The following is a 16,771-nucleotide window of genomic DNA, read 5'->3' as shown; positions in this document are numbered from 1 at the left end:
CGGAATTCGGGGAGTAGATTCGATGGAAAAGACTTTGGACGCGCCGCTCGCCAAACCGCTCGGGCGCCGCGGCTTCATCCGCAACACGCTGGTCGGCGGTGCCGGCCTCGGCGCCCTGGCGACGCTGCCGGGCTGTTCGGCATTCGGCGGCTTCGGGCTGGTCGATGCGATCCAGCGCATCCTGTTCCTCTCGAGCGAGCGCGCCTTCGCGCAGCTTTTGTCGGACGACGGGTTCTGGAACAGCCAGGTCGCGCGGCTCGACCTTCCCGGCGTGATCGGCTCGCGCGGCGACGTGCTGTCCGGCATCCTCACCTCGGTGGTGTTCAAGGACCGGCTCCAGCGCGCCTTCAACGATATCGCCTATGAAGGCGCCGAACGCGCCGCCCCGCTGGTGACCGACGCCGTCCGCACGATCGGCATCCGCAACGCCGTCGACCTCGTCAATGGCGGCCCGACCGCGGCGACGAGCTACCTGCGCAGTTCGATGGGCGCGACGCTGGTCGAGGCGATGATCCCCGAGCTCGGTGGCGCGATGCGTGTGGCGAGCGATCCGCTGGTCGGCCGCGCGCTCGATGCGCTGGTGGGCGTCGACGTGTCGCGCATTGCGACCGATTTCTCGCGCGATGTCGACGATGCGATCTGGCGCCAGATCGGCTTCGAGGAGACCGAGATCCGCCGCGATCCCTACGCCACCAACGATCCGCTGATCATCGGCGTGTTCGGAGCGGGCCGCCGCTGACGAAAGCATGCCCTGCGGGGTGGGAATGAGCGGGCGGCCTCCCTATATCCGTCCCGACTCAACCCTCTTGCGGAGCGCCGCCATGAAATTCTTCGTCGATACCGCCGATACTGCCGCCATTCGCGAGCTTGCCGACACCGGCCTGCTCGACGGCGTCACCACCAACCCCTCGCTGATCGCGAAAGAAGGCAAGGACTTCATCGAGGTCACGAAGGAAATCTGTGGCCTCGTCGATGGCCCGGTCAGTGCCGAGGTCGTCGCGCTCGACCATGCCACGATGATGAAGGAAGCCGACAAGCTCCGGAAGATCGCCGACAATGTCTGCATCAAGGTGCCGCTGACGGTGGACGGGCTCAAGACCTGCAAGGCGCTCACCGACGACGGCACGATGGTCAACGTGACGCTGTGCTTCTCGGCCAATCAGGCGCTGCTCGCGGCCAAGGCCGGTGCGACCTTCGTTTCGCCCTTCGTCGGCCGCCACGACGACAATGGCTCCAATGGCATGGAGCTGATCCGCGATATCCGCACGATCTACGACAATTACGCCTTCGACACCGAGATCCTCGTCGCCAGCGTGCGCCATGCCACCCACGTGCTCGAAAGCGCGCTGATCGGCGCCGACGTGATGACCGCGCCGCCCAAGGTGATCCTCGGCCTGTTCAACCACGTGCTCACAGACAAGGGCATCGAGGGCTTCCTCAAGGACTGGAAGGCGACCGGCCAGTCGATCCTGTAACGCCCGATCCTGTAACGACCGCATCATGAAAGACCGTTCCCCGCTCGACGATTTTCGCAGCGCGCTCGCCGGTGCCGCGCGGGCCGTAGCCCGCGAGCACGAGGTCGAGCTCGCCTGGACCTCGGACCAGGCGTCGGCCAGCGGCAAGTCGATGCGGGTGCCGATGCCCGGGCGCGATCTCGAACCGCGTGCTGCGAGAAAAGCGCGCGGCGCGGCCGATGGCTTCGCGTTGCGGCTGCGGCACCACGACGAATCGCTCCACGCCAGCCGCATGCCGCGCGACCCGCTCGCGCGGATGGCCTACGAGGCGGTCGAGCAGGTCCGCTACGAGGCGCTCGGCGCGAACAATTATGCCGGGATCGGCGAAAATCTCGACGCCGCGCTCGACGATCGCCTCGCGCGCGACCCGATCACCCGCGCCGGTTCGCCCGACGAAGTGCCGCTGTCGACCGCGCTGTCGCTGATGCTGCGTGAGAAGCTGACCGGGCGCCCGATCCCCGAGGCCGCGCAGCACGGCGTCAATATGATGCGCGAGCGGATCGAGGCGCAGGCGGGCGGCGATTTCGAGGCGCTGGCGCTGAGCCTCGACGACCAGGAATCCTTCCAGAAGCTGTCGCTCGACATGCTGCGCCACCTCCAGCTCGAGATGCCCGACGACGACGCCGATCCCGAGGGCGACGAGGGCGAGGACGAGGACGGCGAGGAGGATACGCCCGAGGAGGACACCGACGCGCCCGACGAGGGCGATGCCCAGCCGTCGCCTGACCAGAAACAGGACGCGCGCGGCGAGGAACAGGACGGCGAGTCCGAAGGCGAGATGTCCGATTCCGAGGCCGAGGGCGAGCCCGCCGACGACGGCGAGGAGGGCATGATGCCCGTCCGCCCGAACCGGCCTGCCGACGAGCCGCCCGGTGGGCTCGACTACCGCGTCTTCACCACCCGCTTCGACGAGATCGTCCACGCCGAGGAGCTGTGCGACAACGAAGAATTGGGCCGCTTGCGTGCCTATCTCGATTCGCAATTGCAGGGCCTCCAGGGCGTCGTCACCAAGCTCGCCAACCGGCTCCAGCGCCGGTTGATGGCGCAGCAGAACCGCAGCTGGGATTTCGACCAGGAGGAAGGCCTGTTGGACGCCGCGCGGCTCGCCCGCGTGGTCATCAGCCCGGGCCATTCGCTCAGCTACAAGATCGAGCGCGAGCAGGAGTTCAAGGACACCGTCGTCACGCTGCTGATCGACAATTCGGGTTCGATGCGCGGGCGGCCGATCAGCATCGCCGCGATCAGCGCCGACGTGCTGGCGCGCACGCTCGAACGCTGCGGGGTGAAGACCGAGATTCTCGGCTTCACCACCCGCGCGTGGAAGGGAGGCCAGTCGCGCGAGGCGTGGCTCGCCGACGGCAAGCCGCCGCATCCCGGGCGCCTCAACGATTTGCGGCACATCGTCTACAAGCAGGCCGACGAGCCGTGGCGGCATGCCAAGTCCAATCTCGGCCTGATGATGCGCGAGGGCATCCTCAAGGAGAATATCGACGGCGAGGCGCTCGTCTGGGCCCATCGCCGCCTGATCGCGCGGCCCGAAGAACGCCGCATCCTGATGGTGATCTCCGACGGTGCGCCGGTGGACGACAGCACGCTCAGCGTGAACCATGCCGGGTACCTCGAAGCGCACCTGCGCGGCGTAATCGACTGGATCGAGAAGCAGTCGCCCGTCCAGCTGGTCGCGATCGGCATCGGCCACGACGTGACCCGCTATTACAAGCGCGCGGTGACGATCATGGACGTCGAACAGCTCGGCGGCACGATGATCGAGCAGTTGGCGGGGTTGTTCGAGGAGGAGGGGTGATGGCGAAACTCGGCACCCTCCAGCTAGCTGTGCTCGGGTTCGTTGTTGGCCTCATGTTCTGGGGCCTGTTCATAAAAGTCACCCATACACCCGAGCCGTGGGACCATCCCTATTTCATCCTAGCGTACGTTTCCGCTCTGTTAATTTCGATAGGGCTTGGCGCAATCGCGAAAGGGTCTGCTTGGCTGGCTGGTGCCTTAGTAGTGATGGCGATGTTGCCGGTCATGCTTGCCGTTTCGGGGAATGGTCCACTGATTGTCGTCGGGATACTTCTGCTCATGCTGTTGAGTGCACCCTGTGCCGGAGTTGCGGCGTTGAGCGCTAATCGCAAACGACCTTACTGAACGGATGAAATGACAGTCTCCGAAGCCCTCCAGACCCGCCGCTCGATCCGCAAGTTCACCGACCAGCCGGTCGATCGCGAGCTGCTCGAAAGCGTGCTCAAGCGCTCACAGCGCGCGCCGTCGGGCGGGAACACGCAGCCGTGGCACGGGATCGTGCTGACCGGCGATCCGCTGCAAAAGCTCATCGGCCGCATCCAGCAGGAATTTCCCAAGGGCCGCGCGGCGCATGCGCCCGAGTATCATATCTATCCGCCCGAACTGGACGGGGCCTATGAGGAGCGCCGCTTCGGCGTGGGCGAGGATCTGTACGGCGCGCTCGACATCTCCCGCGAGGAGAAGGGCAAACGGCTGATGTGGTTCGCGGAGAATTTCCGCGCCTTTGGGGCGCCGGTCCTGATGCTGGTGCACACACCCAAATATATGGGCCCGCCGCAATGGTCCGATATCGGCATGTGGCTGCAATCGATCATGCTGCTGCTGCGCGAGGAGGGACTCGATTCCTGCCCGCAGGAGGCCTGGGCGGTCTATGCCCCGCAGATCCGCGAAGTGGTCGATATTCCCGACGACCATATCTTCTTCTGCGGGCTCGCGATCGGCTATCGCGACGCGGACGCGCCGGTGAACAATTTCGACGTCAAGCGCGCCCCGCTCGAGGAAAGCGTCCGCTGGGAAGGTTGGGAATAGCCTCTAGCTCGCACACACGCTGAAATTGGGCCCCTGCCAGCAATCGGGATAACCTTCCGGCTGGGTCGCATAGCCCCAGCGGCGCGTCTGGCCCGATGGCGTGCGGCTGACCACTTCGGCGCGGCCATCGCCCACCAGTCCGACGCTGATCGAGGCGATGCCGGGCATCATCGGCGCGCCGTCGCTGCGCGCGAGCGAGAAATCGCCATTGGCTTCGGGATAGAAGGCGCACGGGCCCTGGTATTCCTGTTTGCCGGTCCTGATCCCGCAGCTCGCCGACCAGCTCGGGCGCGGCGGTGCCTTGCCCTGTCGCGCGGCGACTTCGGGATTGACCTGCGTGCCGGGCTGGACCTCGGGTTTGGGCGGCGGCGCGGGCACCGGCGTGGCGCGCGCGGTCGGGATCGACTTGTCGAGCAGGCCGCCGCGCACCTTGGCCTCGTATTCCTGCGCGGTTTGCTGCTCGGACTTGGGCGCCTCGGCCTCGCGGCTGCCGCAGGCGGCGAGCAGGAGTGCGCAGAGGAGTATCGAGAGTGAGCGACCGGTCATGCCTTCCGCTTGCCTCGCGCCCCCGCGCTTGGCAAGGGCTCTCACGATGACCGACCACCCGCTCAAGCTGTTCAACTCGCTCACCCGAACGATCGAGACGTTCACCCCCGTCCACGAGGGCGAGGCGCGCGTCTATACCTGCGGGCCGACGGTCTACAATTACCCGCATATCGGGAACATGCGCGCCTATGTCTTCGCCGACGTGCTGGGCCGCGCGCTGAGCCATCACGGCTACGACCTGACCCACGTGATCAACATCACCGATGTCGGCCATTTGACCGACGATGCCGATGCGGGCGAGGACAAGCTCGAAAAGGCCGCGGCGAAATCCGAGCGCTCGATCTGGGATATCGCGAAGCACTACACCGAGGCGTACTGGGACGACGTCAAGGCGCTCAACATCCGCCAGCCGGCGCACTGGTCGGTCGCGACCGATTACATCGACGAGATGCTGGCCTTCGCGAAGAGGATCGCCGACGAGCATTGCTACGAGATCGAGAGCGGGCTCTATTTCGACGTTTCGACGGTCGCGGATTACGGCCGGCTCGCGCGCGCCGTCACCGAAGAGGGCGAGGGCCGGATCGAGAGCGTCGAGGGCAAGCGCAACGCGCAGGACTTCGCGATCTGGCGCAAGACCCCGCCGGGCGAGAAGCGGCAGATGGAATGGGATTCGCCGTGGGGGAAGGGCGCGCCGGGCTGGCACCTCGAATGCTCGGTGATGGGCGAGAAACTGCTCGGCTTCCCGTTCGACATCCATACCGGCGGGATCGACCACCGCGAAATCCACCACCCCAACGAGATCGCGCAGAACCAGGCCTTCTGCGGGTGCGGAGGTCTTTCCGAGGCGACCAATTCGGGCGCGCGGATCTGGATGCACAACAATTTCCTCGTCGAGCGCAGCGGCAAGATGAGCAAGTCGGCGGGTGAATTCCTCCGCCTCCAGCTGCTGCTCGACAAGGGCTATCATCCGCTCGCCTACCGGATGATGTGCCTGCAGGCGCATTACCGCAGCGAGCTCGAATTCTCGTGGGACGGACTCGGCGCGGCGCTCACGCGGTTGAAGCGGATGGTGATGCAAGCCGAGCGGCTCAAGGACGCCGAAGCGGGCGATCCCTCGCATCCCAAGTTCGCCCCACTGCTCGACAAGTTCGAGGCCGCGATCGCCGACGATCTCAACACCGCGATCGCGCTCACCGCGTTCGAGGAAGCATTGGCGGTCAAGAAGGTCGATGCCGGGGTGAAGCGCGCGGTGATCGAGCGGATGGACGAAGTGCTCGGAGTCGGCCTGATGGACCTGACCCGCGAGCAATTGCGCGTGCGTCCGAAGGATGCCGAGATCGACGAGGCGACCATCGAAGCGCGCCTCGCCGCCCGCATCGATGCCCGCAAGGCAAAGGATTTTGCCACCTCCGACGCGATCCGCGACGAACTCGCCGCCGCCGGGGTCGAGGTGATGGACGGCGACCCGCTGGGCTGGGAGTGGAAGCTATGACCAAGGCCGTTTTGTCCGCACTGATCCGCCCGCTGGTCGAGCCGCGCCTGCCCGACTGGGTCGAGCCGCTGTGGTTCGCCTCGATCGACGAACTGTACGAACTCGCGCCCGAGGCCGAGATCGGCTGGTTCGATCTCAACGACAAGGAACCGATGATCGAGGGCGTGAAGCGCGCCGGGAAGCTGAAATGGCTCAATTCGATCTATGCCGGGCTCGATTTCCTGCCGCACGATATCCTGCGCGAGCGCGGGGTCACGGTGACCCACGGCGCGGGGATCAACGCCATCACCATCGCCGAATACGTGCTGATGGGGATGCTCGACATCGCCAAGGGCTATCGCGAGGTCGTTCGTGCGCAGGACCGCAAGGAATGGCTGCTCGACAGCCCCGGCAAGCGCGAGCTGGCGGGGAGCAAGGCGCTGCTGCTCGGCTATGGCGCGATCGGCAAGCTGGTCGAACAGCGGCTTGCGGCGTTCGACGTAGAAGTAACCGTTGTGCGGCGCTCGGGCGGCGAGAATGCGCTCGGGCCGGAGCAGTGGCGCGCGCGTCTCGGCACCTTCGACTGGGTCATCCTCGCCGTGCCCGCCACGCCCGAGACCGAAGGCATGATCGGCGCGGACGAGCTGGCGGCGATGAAGGAAGACGCGGTGCTGGTGAACATCGCGCGCGGCAGCGTGGTCGACCAGGACGCGCTGGTCGCCGCGCTCGGGGACAAGACGATCGGCGCGGCCTTCCTCGACGTCACCACGCCCGAACCGCTGCCCGCAGACCATCCCCTGTGGGAGCTCGACAACGCGCATATCACCATGCACCTGTCGGGCCGCGCGCAATCGCAGATGTTCCAGCGCTCGGCCGACCGTTTCATCGAGAATCTCGACCGCTACGAACGCGGCGAGCCGCTGCAGCCGCAATTCGACCTCACGCTCGGCTACTAGTCCTCGTTCAGCACCAGCAGCTCGGCCTCGACCGTCATCACCGGCCCGGGCAGGCTGTCATAGGTCACGGCGCGCACCTGCGCATCGGCCACGAGCAGGCCGGGCAGGGCGAATTCGTGCTCGGGCAGGGCCTCGATAAACCGATCGGCCGCCTCGCAATCATCCGTACCGTGGAAACGCAACGTGACGGTGTGCCGCGCGCCCGAAAAGGTCGCGCTGGCCCAGGCGCGTTCCTCCATCGCGAGCAGATCGGCGATGCCGCCGACCATCTCCTGCAGGGCACAGGCCACGCGCTTCCCCGCGCGTTCGGCGGCGCGCGGAATCGGCCCGGGACGGATCGGATCAACGTACATGGGCGGCTCCATCGCGGTACTTGTTCATGAAATGTTCTATACGTGCTTCTGTGGCGGAACGCGGGATGCGGCCATTGCGCAGATCCTCGACGAAGCGCGGATCATGCGCAGCGAGGCGACCGAACTTGGTCCACGGCATTCCCGTCTCGCGCAGGAAAATCTCGATCTTTCGGATCAGCATCGGGCGGTCTCTCCATCGGCAGGCAGCGAATCGATGAAGGATATGTCCCGCGTGAAATCCTACTTGTCTAGGAAAAATCTTTCGTCTATAGGATTTTCATGGGAAATTCCGACGCGCGCGCCAACCTGCTCGATCTCGCCAACGAACGCGGGGCGAGCCTTGCCGGCCTGTCCACGCTGATCGGGCGCAATGCCTCGTATCTCCAGCAATATATCCGCAAGGGCAGTCCCAAGAAACTCGAGGAGCAGGACCGGCGGACGCTGGCCAAGTTCTTCGGTGTCGACGAGACACGGCTGGGTGCGCCGGCGGATATTTCCTCGATCCATGCCGATCGCTATCTGGCCATCCCGCGCCTCGACGCCGAGGCCGCCGCTGGTGCGGGTGCCGAGGGGAGCGACGAGGCGATCGGCCAGCTCGGCTTCGCCCCGGGATGGCTGCGCGCGCAGGGGCTCGACCCGGCGCACCTTTCGACGATCGCGGTGCGCGGCGATTCGATGGAGCCGACATTGGCCGAGGGGGACGAGATCCTCGTCGATACCCGTCCCGCTACGCTACGCAGCGGCGTCCACGTCGTGCGCGTCGACGACCAGTTGCTGGTCAAGCGCCTCCAGTCCGAGCGTCCCGGCACGCTGATCAGCGACAATGCGGTCTACCCGCCGCTCGAGCGCGCGCCCGAAGAGGTCGAGGTGATCGGCCGCGTGGTGTGGAAGGCCGGGCGGCTGCGTTAGGACGGGAAGCGTTTGTAGTCGTCGCGTCGCAGCGTGAGCATGTAATCGGCCACCACTTCGACATCTGCGCGGCTCAAATCGACATCCATGATGTCGGGATAATTGTGCGAGTCGGCGAGGAAGGCGATCAGCGTCTCGCGCGTCAGCCCGTCGAGATTGGCGATATGCTCGAAGGTCGGCGCCTGCGGGATCGGCGAGAAGGTGCCCGGTGTCACCGCGTGGCAACTCATGCAGGTGGCCTGCACGAGCACCGGCGGCTCGGCCAGTTCGCGGGGCTCCTCGCGCTGGGCCTCTTGGGTCGTGGCGCAGGCGGCAAGCGCCAGGGCGATTCCTGTTGCGATCGCTGCCCTCGGTCCCGTCATCTCCGGCCTCCCTCTTGCCTTCGCGTATTATCGCGGCATCTCTCTCCCTAGGCAAGCAGACGCGCGTTGCATTGATCCCGATCAACCGCCACATCGCCCTCATGTCCGAACAAGCCAAAATACCGAACGAACCCAAAATGAAGGTCGCGCTGCTGCCGGTCACGCCGCTGCAGCAGAATTGCTCGCTCGTCTGGTGCACCGAGACGATGAAGGGCGCGCTGGTCGATCCCGGCGGCGATCTCGACAAACTGAAGGCGGGCGTCGCCAAGGCCGGCGTCGAGCTCGAGAAGATCCTCATCACCCACGGCCATATCGACCATTGCGGCGAGGCGGGTGTGCTGGCGCAGGAATTGTCGCTCCCGATCGAGGGTCCGCACGAAGCCGATCGCTTCTGGATATCGCGGCTCGACGAGGACGGAAGGAAATATGGCATTCGCGGGCAGGTGTTCGAGCCCGATCGCTGGCTCGACGATGGCGACCAGGTGACGGTCGGCAATCTTACGCTCGACGTCTATCACTGCCCCGGCCATACGCCCGGCCACGTCGTGTTCCACCACGCGCCGAGCAAGTTCGCGATCGTCGGCGACGTGCTGTTCCAGGGATCGATCGGGCGCACCGACTTCCCGATGGGCAACCACCAGGACCTGCTCGACGCGATCGTGCAGAAGCTCTGGCCGCTCGGCAACGACACCACTTTCGTGCCGGGACATGGGCCGGTGAGCACCTTCGGGCGCGAGCGGCAGAGCAATCCTTTCGTGGGCGACGCCGCGCTGGCCTAGACGATCCGCGCCGCGATCAGCGCGGCGTACACGGCGAGGCCGATCAGGGTCAGCATGGTGACCAGGACTCCGATCATCCGCGCCTTGTGCGGGGTGTCGGCATCCATCCCGATTCCGTGCGCGATGCGGGCGAGCATGTAGGCGCCGACCACCGCGGCAAGCCAGGTGGATCCGTGACCGGCAAGTTCGATTCCGGCCACCAGCAGCAACACGAAGGGTGTGTTCTCGACGAAATTGAGTTGCGCGCGCATCCGCCGGGTGAGCGGGCCGCCGCCATCGTCGCCGTGCAATACCTTGTGTTTCCCGCGCAGTTGGCCGACCCGCCAGGCGAGCCAGAAATTGAGAATCGCGGCGGCAGCGCAGGCGCACAAGGTGATGGGCAGGATAATCGGCATATCGGGTCTTCCCTCCGGCGCGACCCGTGGCGGCGGCGTTGCTAGCGCGCCCTCGCAACGCTTGCAACGCAACGAGAATCCGCTATAGGGCGCGCCTTCGCCGCATCCGAGGCCCAGTCGTTCCGCGCCCTTGCGCGCGCGGGAGGCATGGCCTAGGTCGGCATCCGAAATTACTGATTATGCGAAAGTAAGGTGCCGAGATGGCAGTCCCCAAAAGAAAAGTATCGCCGCATCGCCGTGGCAATCGCCGCGCCCACGATTCGCTGAAGGTCGAAGCGTTCCACGAATGCTCGAACTGCGGCGAACTCAAGCGCCCGCACAACATGTGCGCGGCCTGCGGCCATTATAACGGCCGCCTCGTGGCCGAGCCCAAGGGCATCTGATCCCTCTTACCCGCCAGCGGGAGAATAACGCATGAGCCTGCCGCGGATCGCCATCGATGCGATGGGCGGTGATGAAGGCGTGCGTGTGATGATCGACGGAGCTGCGCTCGCGCGGCACCGCCATGATCGATTCCAGTTCCTGCTGGTGGGCGACGAGACGCGGATTAGGAAAGCGCTCGAGGCTCACCCGAACCTCGCCGCCGCGTCCGAAATCCTCCACGCCCCCGATACGATCGCCGGCGACGAGAAGCCGAGCCGCGCGATCCGCCGCGCCAAGACCACCTCGATGGGCTTGGCGATCAATGCGGTGAAGGAAGGCAAGGCCGGGGCCGCGGTGTCCGCCGGCAATACGGGTGCGCTGATGGCAATGAGCAAGCTCGCCCTGCGCACGATGCCGGGAATCGATCGCCCCGCGCTGTCCGCGCTCCTGCCCACGCTCGGCGAGCATGACGTCGTGATGCTCGATCTCGGTGCCAACACCGAATGCGATGCGCGCAACCTCGTCCAGTTCGCGGTGATGGGCGCGGCCTATTTCCGCATCGCGACCGGGGTCGACGAACCGCGCGTCCGCCTGCTCAATATCGGGACCGAGGAAACCAAGGGCACCGACGATTTGCAGGATGCCGCGACTCGGCTGAAGGAAGCGGCGGGCGACCTGTCGATCTCGTTCGACGGCTATGTCGAGGCCGACAAGATCAATCGCGGCGAAGTCGACGTGATCGTTTCCGACGGGTTTTCCGGCAATATCGCGCTGAAAGCGGTCGAGGGCGCTGCGCGCTTCGTCACCGACCTGCTGCGGCGCGCCTTTACCAGCTCGCTGCGTTCGAAGTTCGGCTTCCTCGTCTCCAAGCCCGCGACCGAGCTGCTCAAGCATTCGCTCGATCCCAACAATCACAACGGCGCGGTCTTCCTCGGCCTCAACGGGGTGGTGGTGAAGAGCCATGGCAGCGCCAATGCCAAGGGCGTCGCGAATGCCGTCGCGCTCACCGCGCGCCTGCTCGAAAACGATCTCACGGCCCGGATCGAGGCCGACCTCGAGCGGCTCGGCGAAGGCGACTGGCGTAAGGGCGGGCAGCGCTGATGCGTCGCTCGGTACTCCTCGGAACGGGCTCGGCCCTCCCGGCGAAATGCGTCACCAACGCCGAATTGGCGGAGCGGGTCGACACGACCGACGAATGGATCGTCGAACGCACCGGCATCCGCCAGCGCTATATCGCGGGCGAGGGAGAAACCACCGCCAGCCTCGCCACCGAAGCCGCACGCAAGGCGTGCGAGGCGGCGGGTGTCGAACCGTGCGATATCGACCTGATCGTCCTCGCCACCGCGACTCCCGATCATACCTTCCCCGCCACCGCCACCCAGGTGCAGAAGCGCCTCGGCTGCCGCGGCGGGATCGCGTTCGATGTGCACGCCGTCTGCACCGGCTTCCTCTACGCGATGGGCGTGGCCGATTCGATGCTCAAGAACGGGCTCGGATCGCGCGCGCTGGTGATCGGCGCCGAAACCTTCAGCCGCATCCTCGACTGGGAAGACCGCACGACCTGCGTGTTGTTCGGCGACGGCGCGGGTGCGGTGGTGCTCGAAGCGCGCGAGGGTGAACAGGAACGCGGCGTGATCGCAAGCAAGCTCCACGCCGATGGCGAGCACAAGGAACTGCTTTACGTCGACGGCGGGCCGTCGAGCACCGGCACGGTCGGCAAGCTGCGGATGAAGGGGCGCGAGGTCTTCCGTCACGCCGTGGTCAATCTCGCCGAGGTGCTCGGCGAAGTGCTCGAGGAAGCGGGCGTCGCGGTCGAGCAGATCGACTGGGTCGTGCCGCACCAGGCCAATGCGCGGATCCTCGACGCGACCGCGCGCAAGCTGGGACTGCCGGCCGAAAAGGTGGTGGTGACGGTCGACCGCCACGCCAACACGTCGGCGGCCTCGGTGCCGCTCGCGCTCGACACCGCGATCCGCGATGGCCGCATCAAGCAGGGCGACCTGGTGATGCTCGAAGCGATGGGCGGTGGATTTACGTGGGGTGCCAGCCTGCTGAAATTATGATCGAAATATGGTATCGGCGAAATATCCGGGCTTCAAAAGGTCCGGTTCCGTTGCATTTTTGAGAAATTCGACTACGAAAATAACAGGGTCGCGAAAGATAGGTAGAACCGAATGCGTTCGACGAATACGCTGACCAGAGCCGATATATGCGAGGCCGTCCACAAGAAGACCGGCTATCCGAAAAGCGAATCCCAACAACTCGTCGAGGATGTCCTCGACCTGATGACCGAAGCTCTGATTTCGGGCGAGAACGTGAAGATATCCGGCTTCGGCACCTTCCTCCTGCGCGACAAGGCGGAACGCGTCGGCCGCAATCCCAAGACGGGCGTCGAAGTTCCGATCACCCCGCGCCGGGTTCTGATCTTCCGCGCCAGCCAGGCCTTGCGGGACAAAGTCTCCAACGCATGAGCGAGAGCGCTTTCCTCTTCGACGACGGCAAGGATCCGCAGGCGCTGCGCACGATCGGCGAAGTGTCGAATGCGCTCGGGATCAAGCCCCACGTCCTGCGCTATTGGGAAGAGCAGTTCCCGATGCTCAAGCCGACCACCCGCGCCGGCGGTCGGCGTTATTACCGCGCCGAGGATATCGCGCTGGTGCGCCGGATCGACGACCTGGTGAACGCGCAGGGCTATACGCTCAAGGGCGCGAAGAAGGCATTGGCGAAGAAGGTCGAGCCGGTGGGCGAGGCAATCGCCGCGCCGCATCCGCAGCAGCCGGATGAGCGTCCCGGAACGCCGGCCCCCGCGCTGGTGCCGCAATTGCGCGCGATCCGCGATCGGCTCGCCGCGGCGCTCCAGCACTGATTTTCGTTCAGGCCAACTTTCAGGCCAACTCTTCGACCGGATAGCGTCGCACCTCGAGCTTGCACGCCGCCTTTCCGAGGTCGGCCCAGCGATCGACCTCGCAGGAGAGCTGGACATAGGCTCCGGTGGGAAATTTTTCGGCAATGCGCTCGCGCTCGACCGCTGCGGCGTCCTCGCGGATCAGCTCGAGCGCGAGATAGGTCAGACCCGGATTGTGCCCGATAAGCAGCAACCGGCTGAAGGCATCGTCCTGCGCCTGCACGAGGTCGAGCAGGTCGCCGGCGCTGGCGAGATAAATCCGCTCCTCGAACTGGGGCGACAGGCTGCCGCCATAGCCAGCATTGACCTGGTCGAAGGTTTCGCGACAGCGCCGCGCCGGGGAGACGAGCGCGCGCTCGAACTCGCCGCGTTCGCGGCGCATGTATTCGCCCATTTTCGCGGCTGCCTCGATCCCGCGCCTGCTCAGCGGGCGATCGAAATCGCTCGGGGCACCGGCATCCCAATCGGACTTGGCATGGCGCAGTAGGGCGAGGGTCTTCATGCCCCCTGCTACGCACGCGAATAGTGGGACGTTCCAGCTTTTGATTGCTTTTTGTTAACCTCGGCGGCCGCGACTCGCGCGATCGCCTCGTCGAGCGGGCAGCGGATTACCGGCGTACCTTGCGGAAATGCGGTGAGAAAACGGCTCGGGAAGGCGGGCGAAAGCATCACGAACTGGCCGCGGTCGTCGGCTCGGCGCACCAACCGCCCGAACGCCTGCGCGAGCCGCGCACGGATCATCCGGTCGTCATAGGCCTTGGCCCCGCCTTCCGTCTCGGCCGCGGCCAGCCGTCGCGCCCGGTGGAGGATCGTCGGCCGTGGCCACGGCACCTGTTCCATCACCACGCAACGCAGCGAATCGCCGGGCACGTCGACTCCGTCGCGCAGCGCGTCGGTGCCGAGCAGGCTGGCGCGCGGATCGTCGCGGAAAATGTCGGTCAGCGTGCCGGTGTCGATCGGATCGACATGCTGGGCGTAAAGCGGCAGGCCTGTGCGTGCGAGCCGGTCTGCGATCCGGCCATGCACCGCGCGCAACCGGCGGATCGCGGTGAACAGGCCGAGCACCCCGCCGCCCGCCGCCTCGATCAGCCGCGCATAGGCGCCGGCGAGGGCGGGGATGTCGCCCTTGCGGATATCGGTGACAACCAGGATTTCGGCCTGGGTGGCATAGTCGAACGGGCTCTGCGCCGCGAACAGCGCGGGCTTGACCTCGAGGTGCGGCGCTCCGCTGCGCGCGACCGCGCTGGGCCATTCGGGCGCGCCGTCCTCATCGCGCTCGGCCAGCGTCGCGCTGGTCAGCATCACGCCGTGCGCGCCGTCGAGCACGGTGCGTGCAAACGGCTTTATCGGGTCGAGCCAGTGGCGGTGGATCGCGACATCGAATTCGCGTGCGTCCGAGCGTTCGACCGCCAGCCAGTCCACGAATTCGGGGTCGCCGGGGCCGCCGAGCCGGTCGAGCATCGCTTCCCACGCCGCGAGCAGGTCGATCCGCCAGCCGAGCGAGTAGCGCGCACCCTCGACCCGTGCGCGCCCCTGCGCGTCGAGCCAGTCGGGCGCGTCCTCGATCACCGCTTCGAGCCGCCCGGCGAGTTTCAGCAGCGGCTTGCGGATCGCGGCGAGGGCGTCTGCCGCGTTGGCCGCCTGCTCGACGATCGCGCCGTCGAGCCCGGCGGCCTCGGTTTCGATCCCGTAGCCCGCCTCGATCCCGCCGCTCTCGTCGCGGGCATAGGTCGCCGCGCGAACCGCGGCGAGCAATTGCTCGATCGGACCGAGCGGCGCGCCTTCGGCCAGCCTCCCGAGCCAGCCGCTCGCGGGCAGGGCCTGCGCGGCCTCGGTCGCGGCGTCGATCGCCTGGCCGCCGCTTTCGTCGTAACTGGCGATATCGGCGAGCCGCGCGGCGAGGCCGCGGCGGCGGCCTTTGGAACCGCGCTCGGGACCGAGGATCCAGCGCTTCAATTCGATCGCCTCGCTGCCCGACAGGGCGGCGGCGAAGGTGCTGTCCGCCGCATCGAAGACGTGATGGCCCTCGTCGAAGATCACGCGGCTCGGCTTGTTCGCCGTATCGCGCCCGCGCGCGGCGTTGACCATCACCAGTGCGTGGTTGGCGATCACGAGGTCGGCCTGCGCCGATTGCCGCGCCGCGCGCTCGATGAAGCACTTCCGGTAATGCGGGCAGCCGGCATAGACGCACTCGCCGCGCTGGTCGGTGAGCGAGCGGATCGCGCGGCGGCGGAACAGCGTGCCGAGCCAGCCGGGCAGATCGCCCCCGATCATGTCGCCGTCGCGCGTATAGGCAGCCCAGCGCGCCACCAGTTGTGCGAGCACGGCGGGGCGTCCGCCGAAGCCGCCCTGTAACGCGTCTTCGAGGTTGAGCAGGCAGAGATAGTTCTCGCGCCCCTTGCGCACGACCACGGGCGGGGTGCCGTCCTCGCGTGGGGCGGGCCAGGCGCGCGCGCTCTCGCTGCGGAGCTGGCGCTGCAGGTTCTTGGTGTAGGTCGAGACCCACACCGTACCGCCGCTCTCCTTCGCCCACAGCGAGGCGGGGGCGAGATAGCCCAGCGTCTTGCCGATCCCCGTGCCCGCCTGCGCGAGCAGCATGTGCGGCGCGTCGCGGCGCGCACGCGGGGCGAAGACATGCGCGGCTTCGCCAGCATATCGGCGCTGGCCGTCGCGCCGCTCGGCCGCATCGCCGGTAAGCGCATCGAGCTGCGCCTCTATTTCGGCGCGCGACAGGTCGACCTGTTTCGGCTGCGGGCGGTCGTCGTTTTCCTCCCATTGCGGCAGGCGCGAGAAGAGCCATTTCTCCGCCCGCTCGGGCTGGCGGATTTTCGGCATCAGGAGCTGCGCCCACGGCCAGCGCAAACGTGCGAGCGATTGCAGCGAGGACCACGCGCCCTCGCGCTCGCCCCATTCCTCGACCTCGCAGCGATCGAGCAGTTCGGCGGCGGCCTGCCGCAGCAGGGCGGGGACCTCGGCATCGCTCGCGGGGGCGGGAAGGCCGAGCGCTTCGGCCAGCCCCTTGGGCGTCGGCACGCAGAATTGCGCCGGATGAACGAAGGCGAACAGTTCGAGCAGGTCGAGCCCCGAGAGGTCGGGATAGCCCAGGCGGGTCGCGACCAGCGGTGCGTTGAGGATCAGCAGCGGGGTGTCGGCCACCGCCATCACCGCCTCGCCCTTGGCCACCTCGCGCACCGCCCCGTCGCGGCCGCACATCCAGGTGCCGGCATGCGAAGCGTGAAGGGCTGGCAGGTCGAGCGGCGCGGTCACCGAACGGACCATGATGGGCTCGGAACGAAAAGTAAACAAAGGTAAGCGAGAATGTGCCGAGGGCCGTTCCGTTCGTCGCAAGGACTCGGCGGCTAGCCGCGAAACGATTCTTGAATAAG

Annotated in this window: 21 protein-coding genes; 14 read left to right on the top strand and 7 right to left on the bottom strand. The window is 66.6% G+C overall.

From position 1 onward, the window contains the following. Positions 1 to 22 precede the first annotated feature (22 nt). The 5 genes from T8S45_RS06450 to T8S45_RS06430 all read left to right on the top strand — a co-directional run bounded on the left by T8S45_RS06450 (position 23) and on the right by T8S45_RS06430 (position 4,346). On the top strand, positions 23 to 739 hold the full coding sequence (locus T8S45_RS06450; protein WP_322295086.1) for a DUF4197 domain-containing protein: 717 nt from the start codon (positions 23 to 25) through the stop codon (positions 737 to 739). Positions 740 to 821: 82 nt separating this feature from the next. After that, positions 822 to 1,475, top strand: a complete 654-nt coding sequence (fsa, locus tag T8S45_RS06445) for a fructose-6-phosphate aldolase (protein WP_322295085.1) — start codon at positions 822 to 824, stop codon at positions 1,473 to 1,475. A gap of 25 nt (positions 1,476 to 1,500) precedes the next feature. Continuing rightward, on the top strand, positions 1,501 to 3,318 hold the full coding sequence (gene cobT / locus T8S45_RS06440) for a cobaltochelatase subunit CobT (protein ID WP_322295084.1): 1,818 nt from the start codon (positions 1,501 to 1,503) through the stop codon (positions 3,316 to 3,318). Then, positions 3,318 to 3,662 carry a hypothetical protein gene (locus T8S45_RS06435; protein WP_188642135.1) on the top strand — a complete coding sequence of 115 codons (345 nt, stop codon included), beginning with the start codon at positions 3,318 to 3,320 and terminating at the stop codon, positions 3,660 to 3,662. The genes cobT and T8S45_RS06435 overlap by 1 nt, the downstream gene beginning before the upstream one ends. A gap of 9 nt (positions 3,663 to 3,671) precedes the next feature. After that, positions 3,672 to 4,346, top strand: coding sequence for a nitroreductase (locus T8S45_RS06430; protein WP_322295083.1), 675 nt, complete (start codon positions 3,672 to 3,674; stop codon positions 4,344 to 4,346). Positions 4,347 to 4,349: 3 nt separating this feature from the next. On the opposite strand, the gene T8S45_RS06425 is transcribed toward T8S45_RS06430, so the two are convergent. Beyond that, positions 4,350 to 4,892: a hypothetical protein gene (locus T8S45_RS06425; protein ID WP_322295082.1), complete on the bottom strand. Its 543-nt coding sequence runs from the start codon at positions 4,890 to 4,892 to the stop codon at positions 4,350 to 4,352. A gap of 46 nt (positions 4,893 to 4,938) precedes the next feature. Between T8S45_RS06425 and cysS the strand changes: the two genes are divergently transcribed. After that, positions 4,939 to 6,384, top strand: coding sequence for a cysteine--tRNA ligase (cysS, locus tag T8S45_RS06420; protein ID WP_322295081.1), 1,446 nt, complete (start codon positions 4,939 to 4,941; stop codon positions 6,382 to 6,384). Further along, positions 6,381 to 7,319: a D-2-hydroxyacid dehydrogenase gene (locus T8S45_RS06415; RefSeq protein WP_322295080.1), complete on the top strand. Its 939-nt coding sequence runs from the start codon at positions 6,381 to 6,383 to the stop codon at positions 7,317 to 7,319. Before cysS ends, T8S45_RS06415 begins: the two co-directional genes overlap by 4 nt. On the opposite strand, the gene T8S45_RS06410 is transcribed toward T8S45_RS06415, so the two are convergent. Further along, positions 7,316 to 7,672 carry a hypothetical protein gene (locus T8S45_RS06410; protein ID WP_322295079.1) on the bottom strand — a complete coding sequence of 119 codons (357 nt, stop codon included), beginning with the start codon at positions 7,670 to 7,672 and terminating at the stop codon, positions 7,316 to 7,318. The two genes, T8S45_RS06415 and T8S45_RS06410, sit on opposite strands and share 4 nt — an antisense overlap. Then, complete coding sequence (locus tag T8S45_RS06405) at positions 7,662 to 7,853, bottom strand: hypothetical protein (RefSeq protein ID WP_188642130.1); 192 nt, start codon at positions 7,851 to 7,853, stop codon at positions 7,662 to 7,664. Before T8S45_RS06405 ends, T8S45_RS06410 begins: the two co-directional genes overlap by 11 nt. Positions 7,854 to 7,951: 98 nt before the next feature. Between T8S45_RS06405 and T8S45_RS06400 the strand changes: the two genes are divergently transcribed. After that, entirely contained in the window at positions 7,952 to 8,581 is a 630-nt protein-coding gene (locus tag T8S45_RS06400) for a S24 family peptidase (protein ID WP_322295078.1), read from the top strand. Here the strand turns inward: T8S45_RS06400 and T8S45_RS06395 are convergent. Further along, entirely contained in the window at positions 8,578 to 8,943 is a 366-nt protein-coding gene (locus T8S45_RS06395) for a hypothetical protein (RefSeq protein ID WP_322295077.1), read from the bottom strand. The two genes, T8S45_RS06400 and T8S45_RS06395, sit on opposite strands and share 4 nt — an antisense overlap. A 137-nt stretch (positions 8,944 to 9,080) precedes the next feature. Here T8S45_RS06395 and T8S45_RS06390 point away from each other — a divergent pair, with 137 nt between their 5' ends. Next, a complete protein-coding gene (locus tag T8S45_RS06390; RefSeq protein WP_188643146.1) occupies positions 9,081 to 9,722 on the top strand; it encodes an MBL fold metallo-hydrolase in 642 nt (213 codons plus the stop codon). On the opposite strand, the gene T8S45_RS06385 is transcribed toward T8S45_RS06390, so the two are convergent. Beyond that, positions 9,719 to 10,117 (bottom strand): MAPEG family protein, encoded by a 399-nt coding sequence (locus tag T8S45_RS06385; RefSeq protein ID WP_188642127.1) that lies wholly within the window; start codon positions 10,115 to 10,117, stop codon positions 9,719 to 9,721. The two genes, T8S45_RS06390 and T8S45_RS06385, sit on opposite strands and share 4 nt — an antisense overlap. A gap of 200 nt (positions 10,118 to 10,317) precedes the next feature. Here T8S45_RS06385 and rpmF point away from each other — a divergent pair, with 200 nt between their 5' ends. From rpmF to T8S45_RS06360, 5 genes are all read left to right on the top strand, one after another. Next, the gene (gene rpmF / locus T8S45_RS06380) at positions 10,318 to 10,500 is read left to right on the top strand and encodes a 50S ribosomal protein L32 (protein WP_160615644.1); all 183 of its coding nucleotides are present in this window, start codon (positions 10,318 to 10,320) and stop codon (positions 10,498 to 10,500) included. Between the two features lie 31 nt (positions 10,501 to 10,531). Further along, entirely contained in the window at positions 10,532 to 11,581 is a 1,050-nt protein-coding gene (gene plsX, locus T8S45_RS06375; RefSeq protein WP_322295076.1) for a phosphate acyltransferase PlsX, read from the top strand. Beyond that, positions 11,581 to 12,543 (top strand): beta-ketoacyl-ACP synthase III, encoded by a 963-nt coding sequence (locus T8S45_RS06370; protein WP_188642125.1) that lies wholly within the window; start codon positions 11,581 to 11,583, stop codon positions 12,541 to 12,543. Before plsX ends, T8S45_RS06370 begins: the two co-directional genes overlap by 1 nt. 111 nt (positions 12,544 to 12,654) lie before the next feature. Continuing rightward, positions 12,655 to 12,951, top strand: a complete 297-nt coding sequence (locus T8S45_RS06365) for an integration host factor subunit alpha (RefSeq protein WP_322295075.1) — start codon at positions 12,655 to 12,657, stop codon at positions 12,949 to 12,951. Beyond that, a complete protein-coding gene (locus tag T8S45_RS06360) occupies positions 12,948 to 13,346 on the top strand; it encodes a MerR family transcriptional regulator (RefSeq protein WP_322295074.1) in 399 nt (132 codons plus the stop codon). The genes T8S45_RS06365 and T8S45_RS06360 overlap by 4 nt, the downstream gene beginning before the upstream one ends. 19 nt (positions 13,347 to 13,365) lie before the next feature. Here T8S45_RS06360 and T8S45_RS06355 read toward each other — a convergent pair whose 3' ends face one another. Next, entirely contained in the window at positions 13,366 to 13,887 is a 522-nt protein-coding gene (locus T8S45_RS06355) for a SixA phosphatase family protein (RefSeq protein WP_322295073.1), read from the bottom strand. 8 nt (positions 13,888 to 13,895) lie between these two features. Further along, on the bottom strand, positions 13,896 to 16,664 hold the full coding sequence (locus T8S45_RS06350; protein ID WP_322295072.1) for an ATP-dependent DNA helicase: 2,769 nt from the start codon (positions 16,662 to 16,664) through the stop codon (positions 13,896 to 13,898). Positions 16,665 to 16,771 lie beyond the last annotated feature (107 nt).

This window comes from Pseudoblastomonas marina (assembly GCF_034374265.1).
Taxonomy (GTDB): domain Bacteria; phylum Pseudomonadota; class Alphaproteobacteria; order Sphingomonadales; family Sphingomonadaceae; genus Alteriqipengyuania_A; species Alteriqipengyuania_A marina.
This window is presented reverse-complemented; position numbering and strand designations above follow the sequence as displayed.

Coding starts and splice junctions, on each gene's coding strand:
- T8S45_RS06395 (WP_322295077.1), bottom strand. CDS start 8,943: ATGACGGGACCGAGGGCAGCGATCGCAACAGGAATCGCCCTGGCGCTT.
- T8S45_RS06410 (WP_322295079.1), bottom strand. CDS start 7,672: ATGTACGTTGATCCGATCCGTCCCGGGCCGATTCCGCGCGCCGCCGAA.
- T8S45_RS06435 (WP_188642135.1), top strand. CDS start 3,318: ATGGCGAAACTCGGCACCCTCCAGCTAGCTGTGCTCGGGTTCGTTGTT.
- T8S45_RS06405 (WP_188642130.1), bottom strand. CDS start 7,853: ATGCTGATCCGAAAGATCGAGATTTTCCTGCGCGAGACGGGAATGCCG.
- T8S45_RS06370 (WP_188642125.1), top strand. CDS start 11,581: ATGCGTCGCTCGGTACTCCTCGGAACGGGCTCGGCCCTCCCGGCGAAA.
- rpmF (WP_160615644.1), top strand. CDS start 10,318: ATGGCAGTCCCCAAAAGAAAAGTATCGCCGCATCGCCGTGGCAATCGC.
- T8S45_RS06350 (WP_322295072.1), bottom strand. CDS start 16,664: ATGGTCCGTTCGGTGACCGCGCCGCTCGACCTGCCAGCCCTTCACGCT.
- plsX (WP_322295076.1), top strand. CDS start 10,532: ATGAGCCTGCCGCGGATCGCCATCGATGCGATGGGCGGTGATGAAGGC.
- T8S45_RS06430 (WP_322295083.1), top strand. CDS start 3,672: ATGACAGTCTCCGAAGCCCTCCAGACCCGCCGCTCGATCCGCAAGTTC.
- T8S45_RS06365 (WP_322295075.1), top strand. CDS start 12,655: ATGCGTTCGACGAATACGCTGACCAGAGCCGATATATGCGAGGCCGTC.
- T8S45_RS06360 (WP_322295074.1), top strand. CDS start 12,948: ATGAGCGAGAGCGCTTTCCTCTTCGACGACGGCAAGGATCCGCAGGCG.
- fsa (WP_322295085.1), top strand. CDS start 822: ATGAAATTCTTCGTCGATACCGCCGATACTGCCGCCATTCGCGAGCTT.
- T8S45_RS06425 (WP_322295082.1), bottom strand. CDS start 4,892: ATGACCGGTCGCTCACTCTCGATACTCCTCTGCGCACTCCTGCTCGCC.
- T8S45_RS06385 (WP_188642127.1), bottom strand. CDS start 10,117: ATGCCGATTATCCTGCCCATCACCTTGTGCGCCTGCGCTGCCGCCGCG.
- T8S45_RS06415 (WP_322295080.1), top strand. CDS start 6,381: ATGACCAAGGCCGTTTTGTCCGCACTGATCCGCCCGCTGGTCGAGCCG.
- T8S45_RS06400 (WP_322295078.1), top strand. CDS start 7,952: ATGGGAAATTCCGACGCGCGCGCCAACCTGCTCGATCTCGCCAACGAA.
- T8S45_RS06390 (WP_188643146.1), top strand. CDS start 9,081: ATGAAGGTCGCGCTGCTGCCGGTCACGCCGCTGCAGCAGAATTGCTCG.
- cobT (WP_322295084.1), top strand. CDS start 1,501: ATGAAAGACCGTTCCCCGCTCGACGATTTTCGCAGCGCGCTCGCCGGT.
- T8S45_RS06355 (WP_322295073.1), bottom strand. CDS start 13,887: ATGAAGACCCTCGCCCTACTGCGCCATGCCAAGTCCGATTGGGATGCC.
- T8S45_RS06450 (WP_322295086.1), top strand. CDS start 23: ATGGAAAAGACTTTGGACGCGCCGCTCGCCAAACCGCTCGGGCGCCGC.
- cysS (WP_322295081.1), top strand. CDS start 4,939: ATGACCGACCACCCGCTCAAGCTGTTCAACTCGCTCACCCGAACGATC.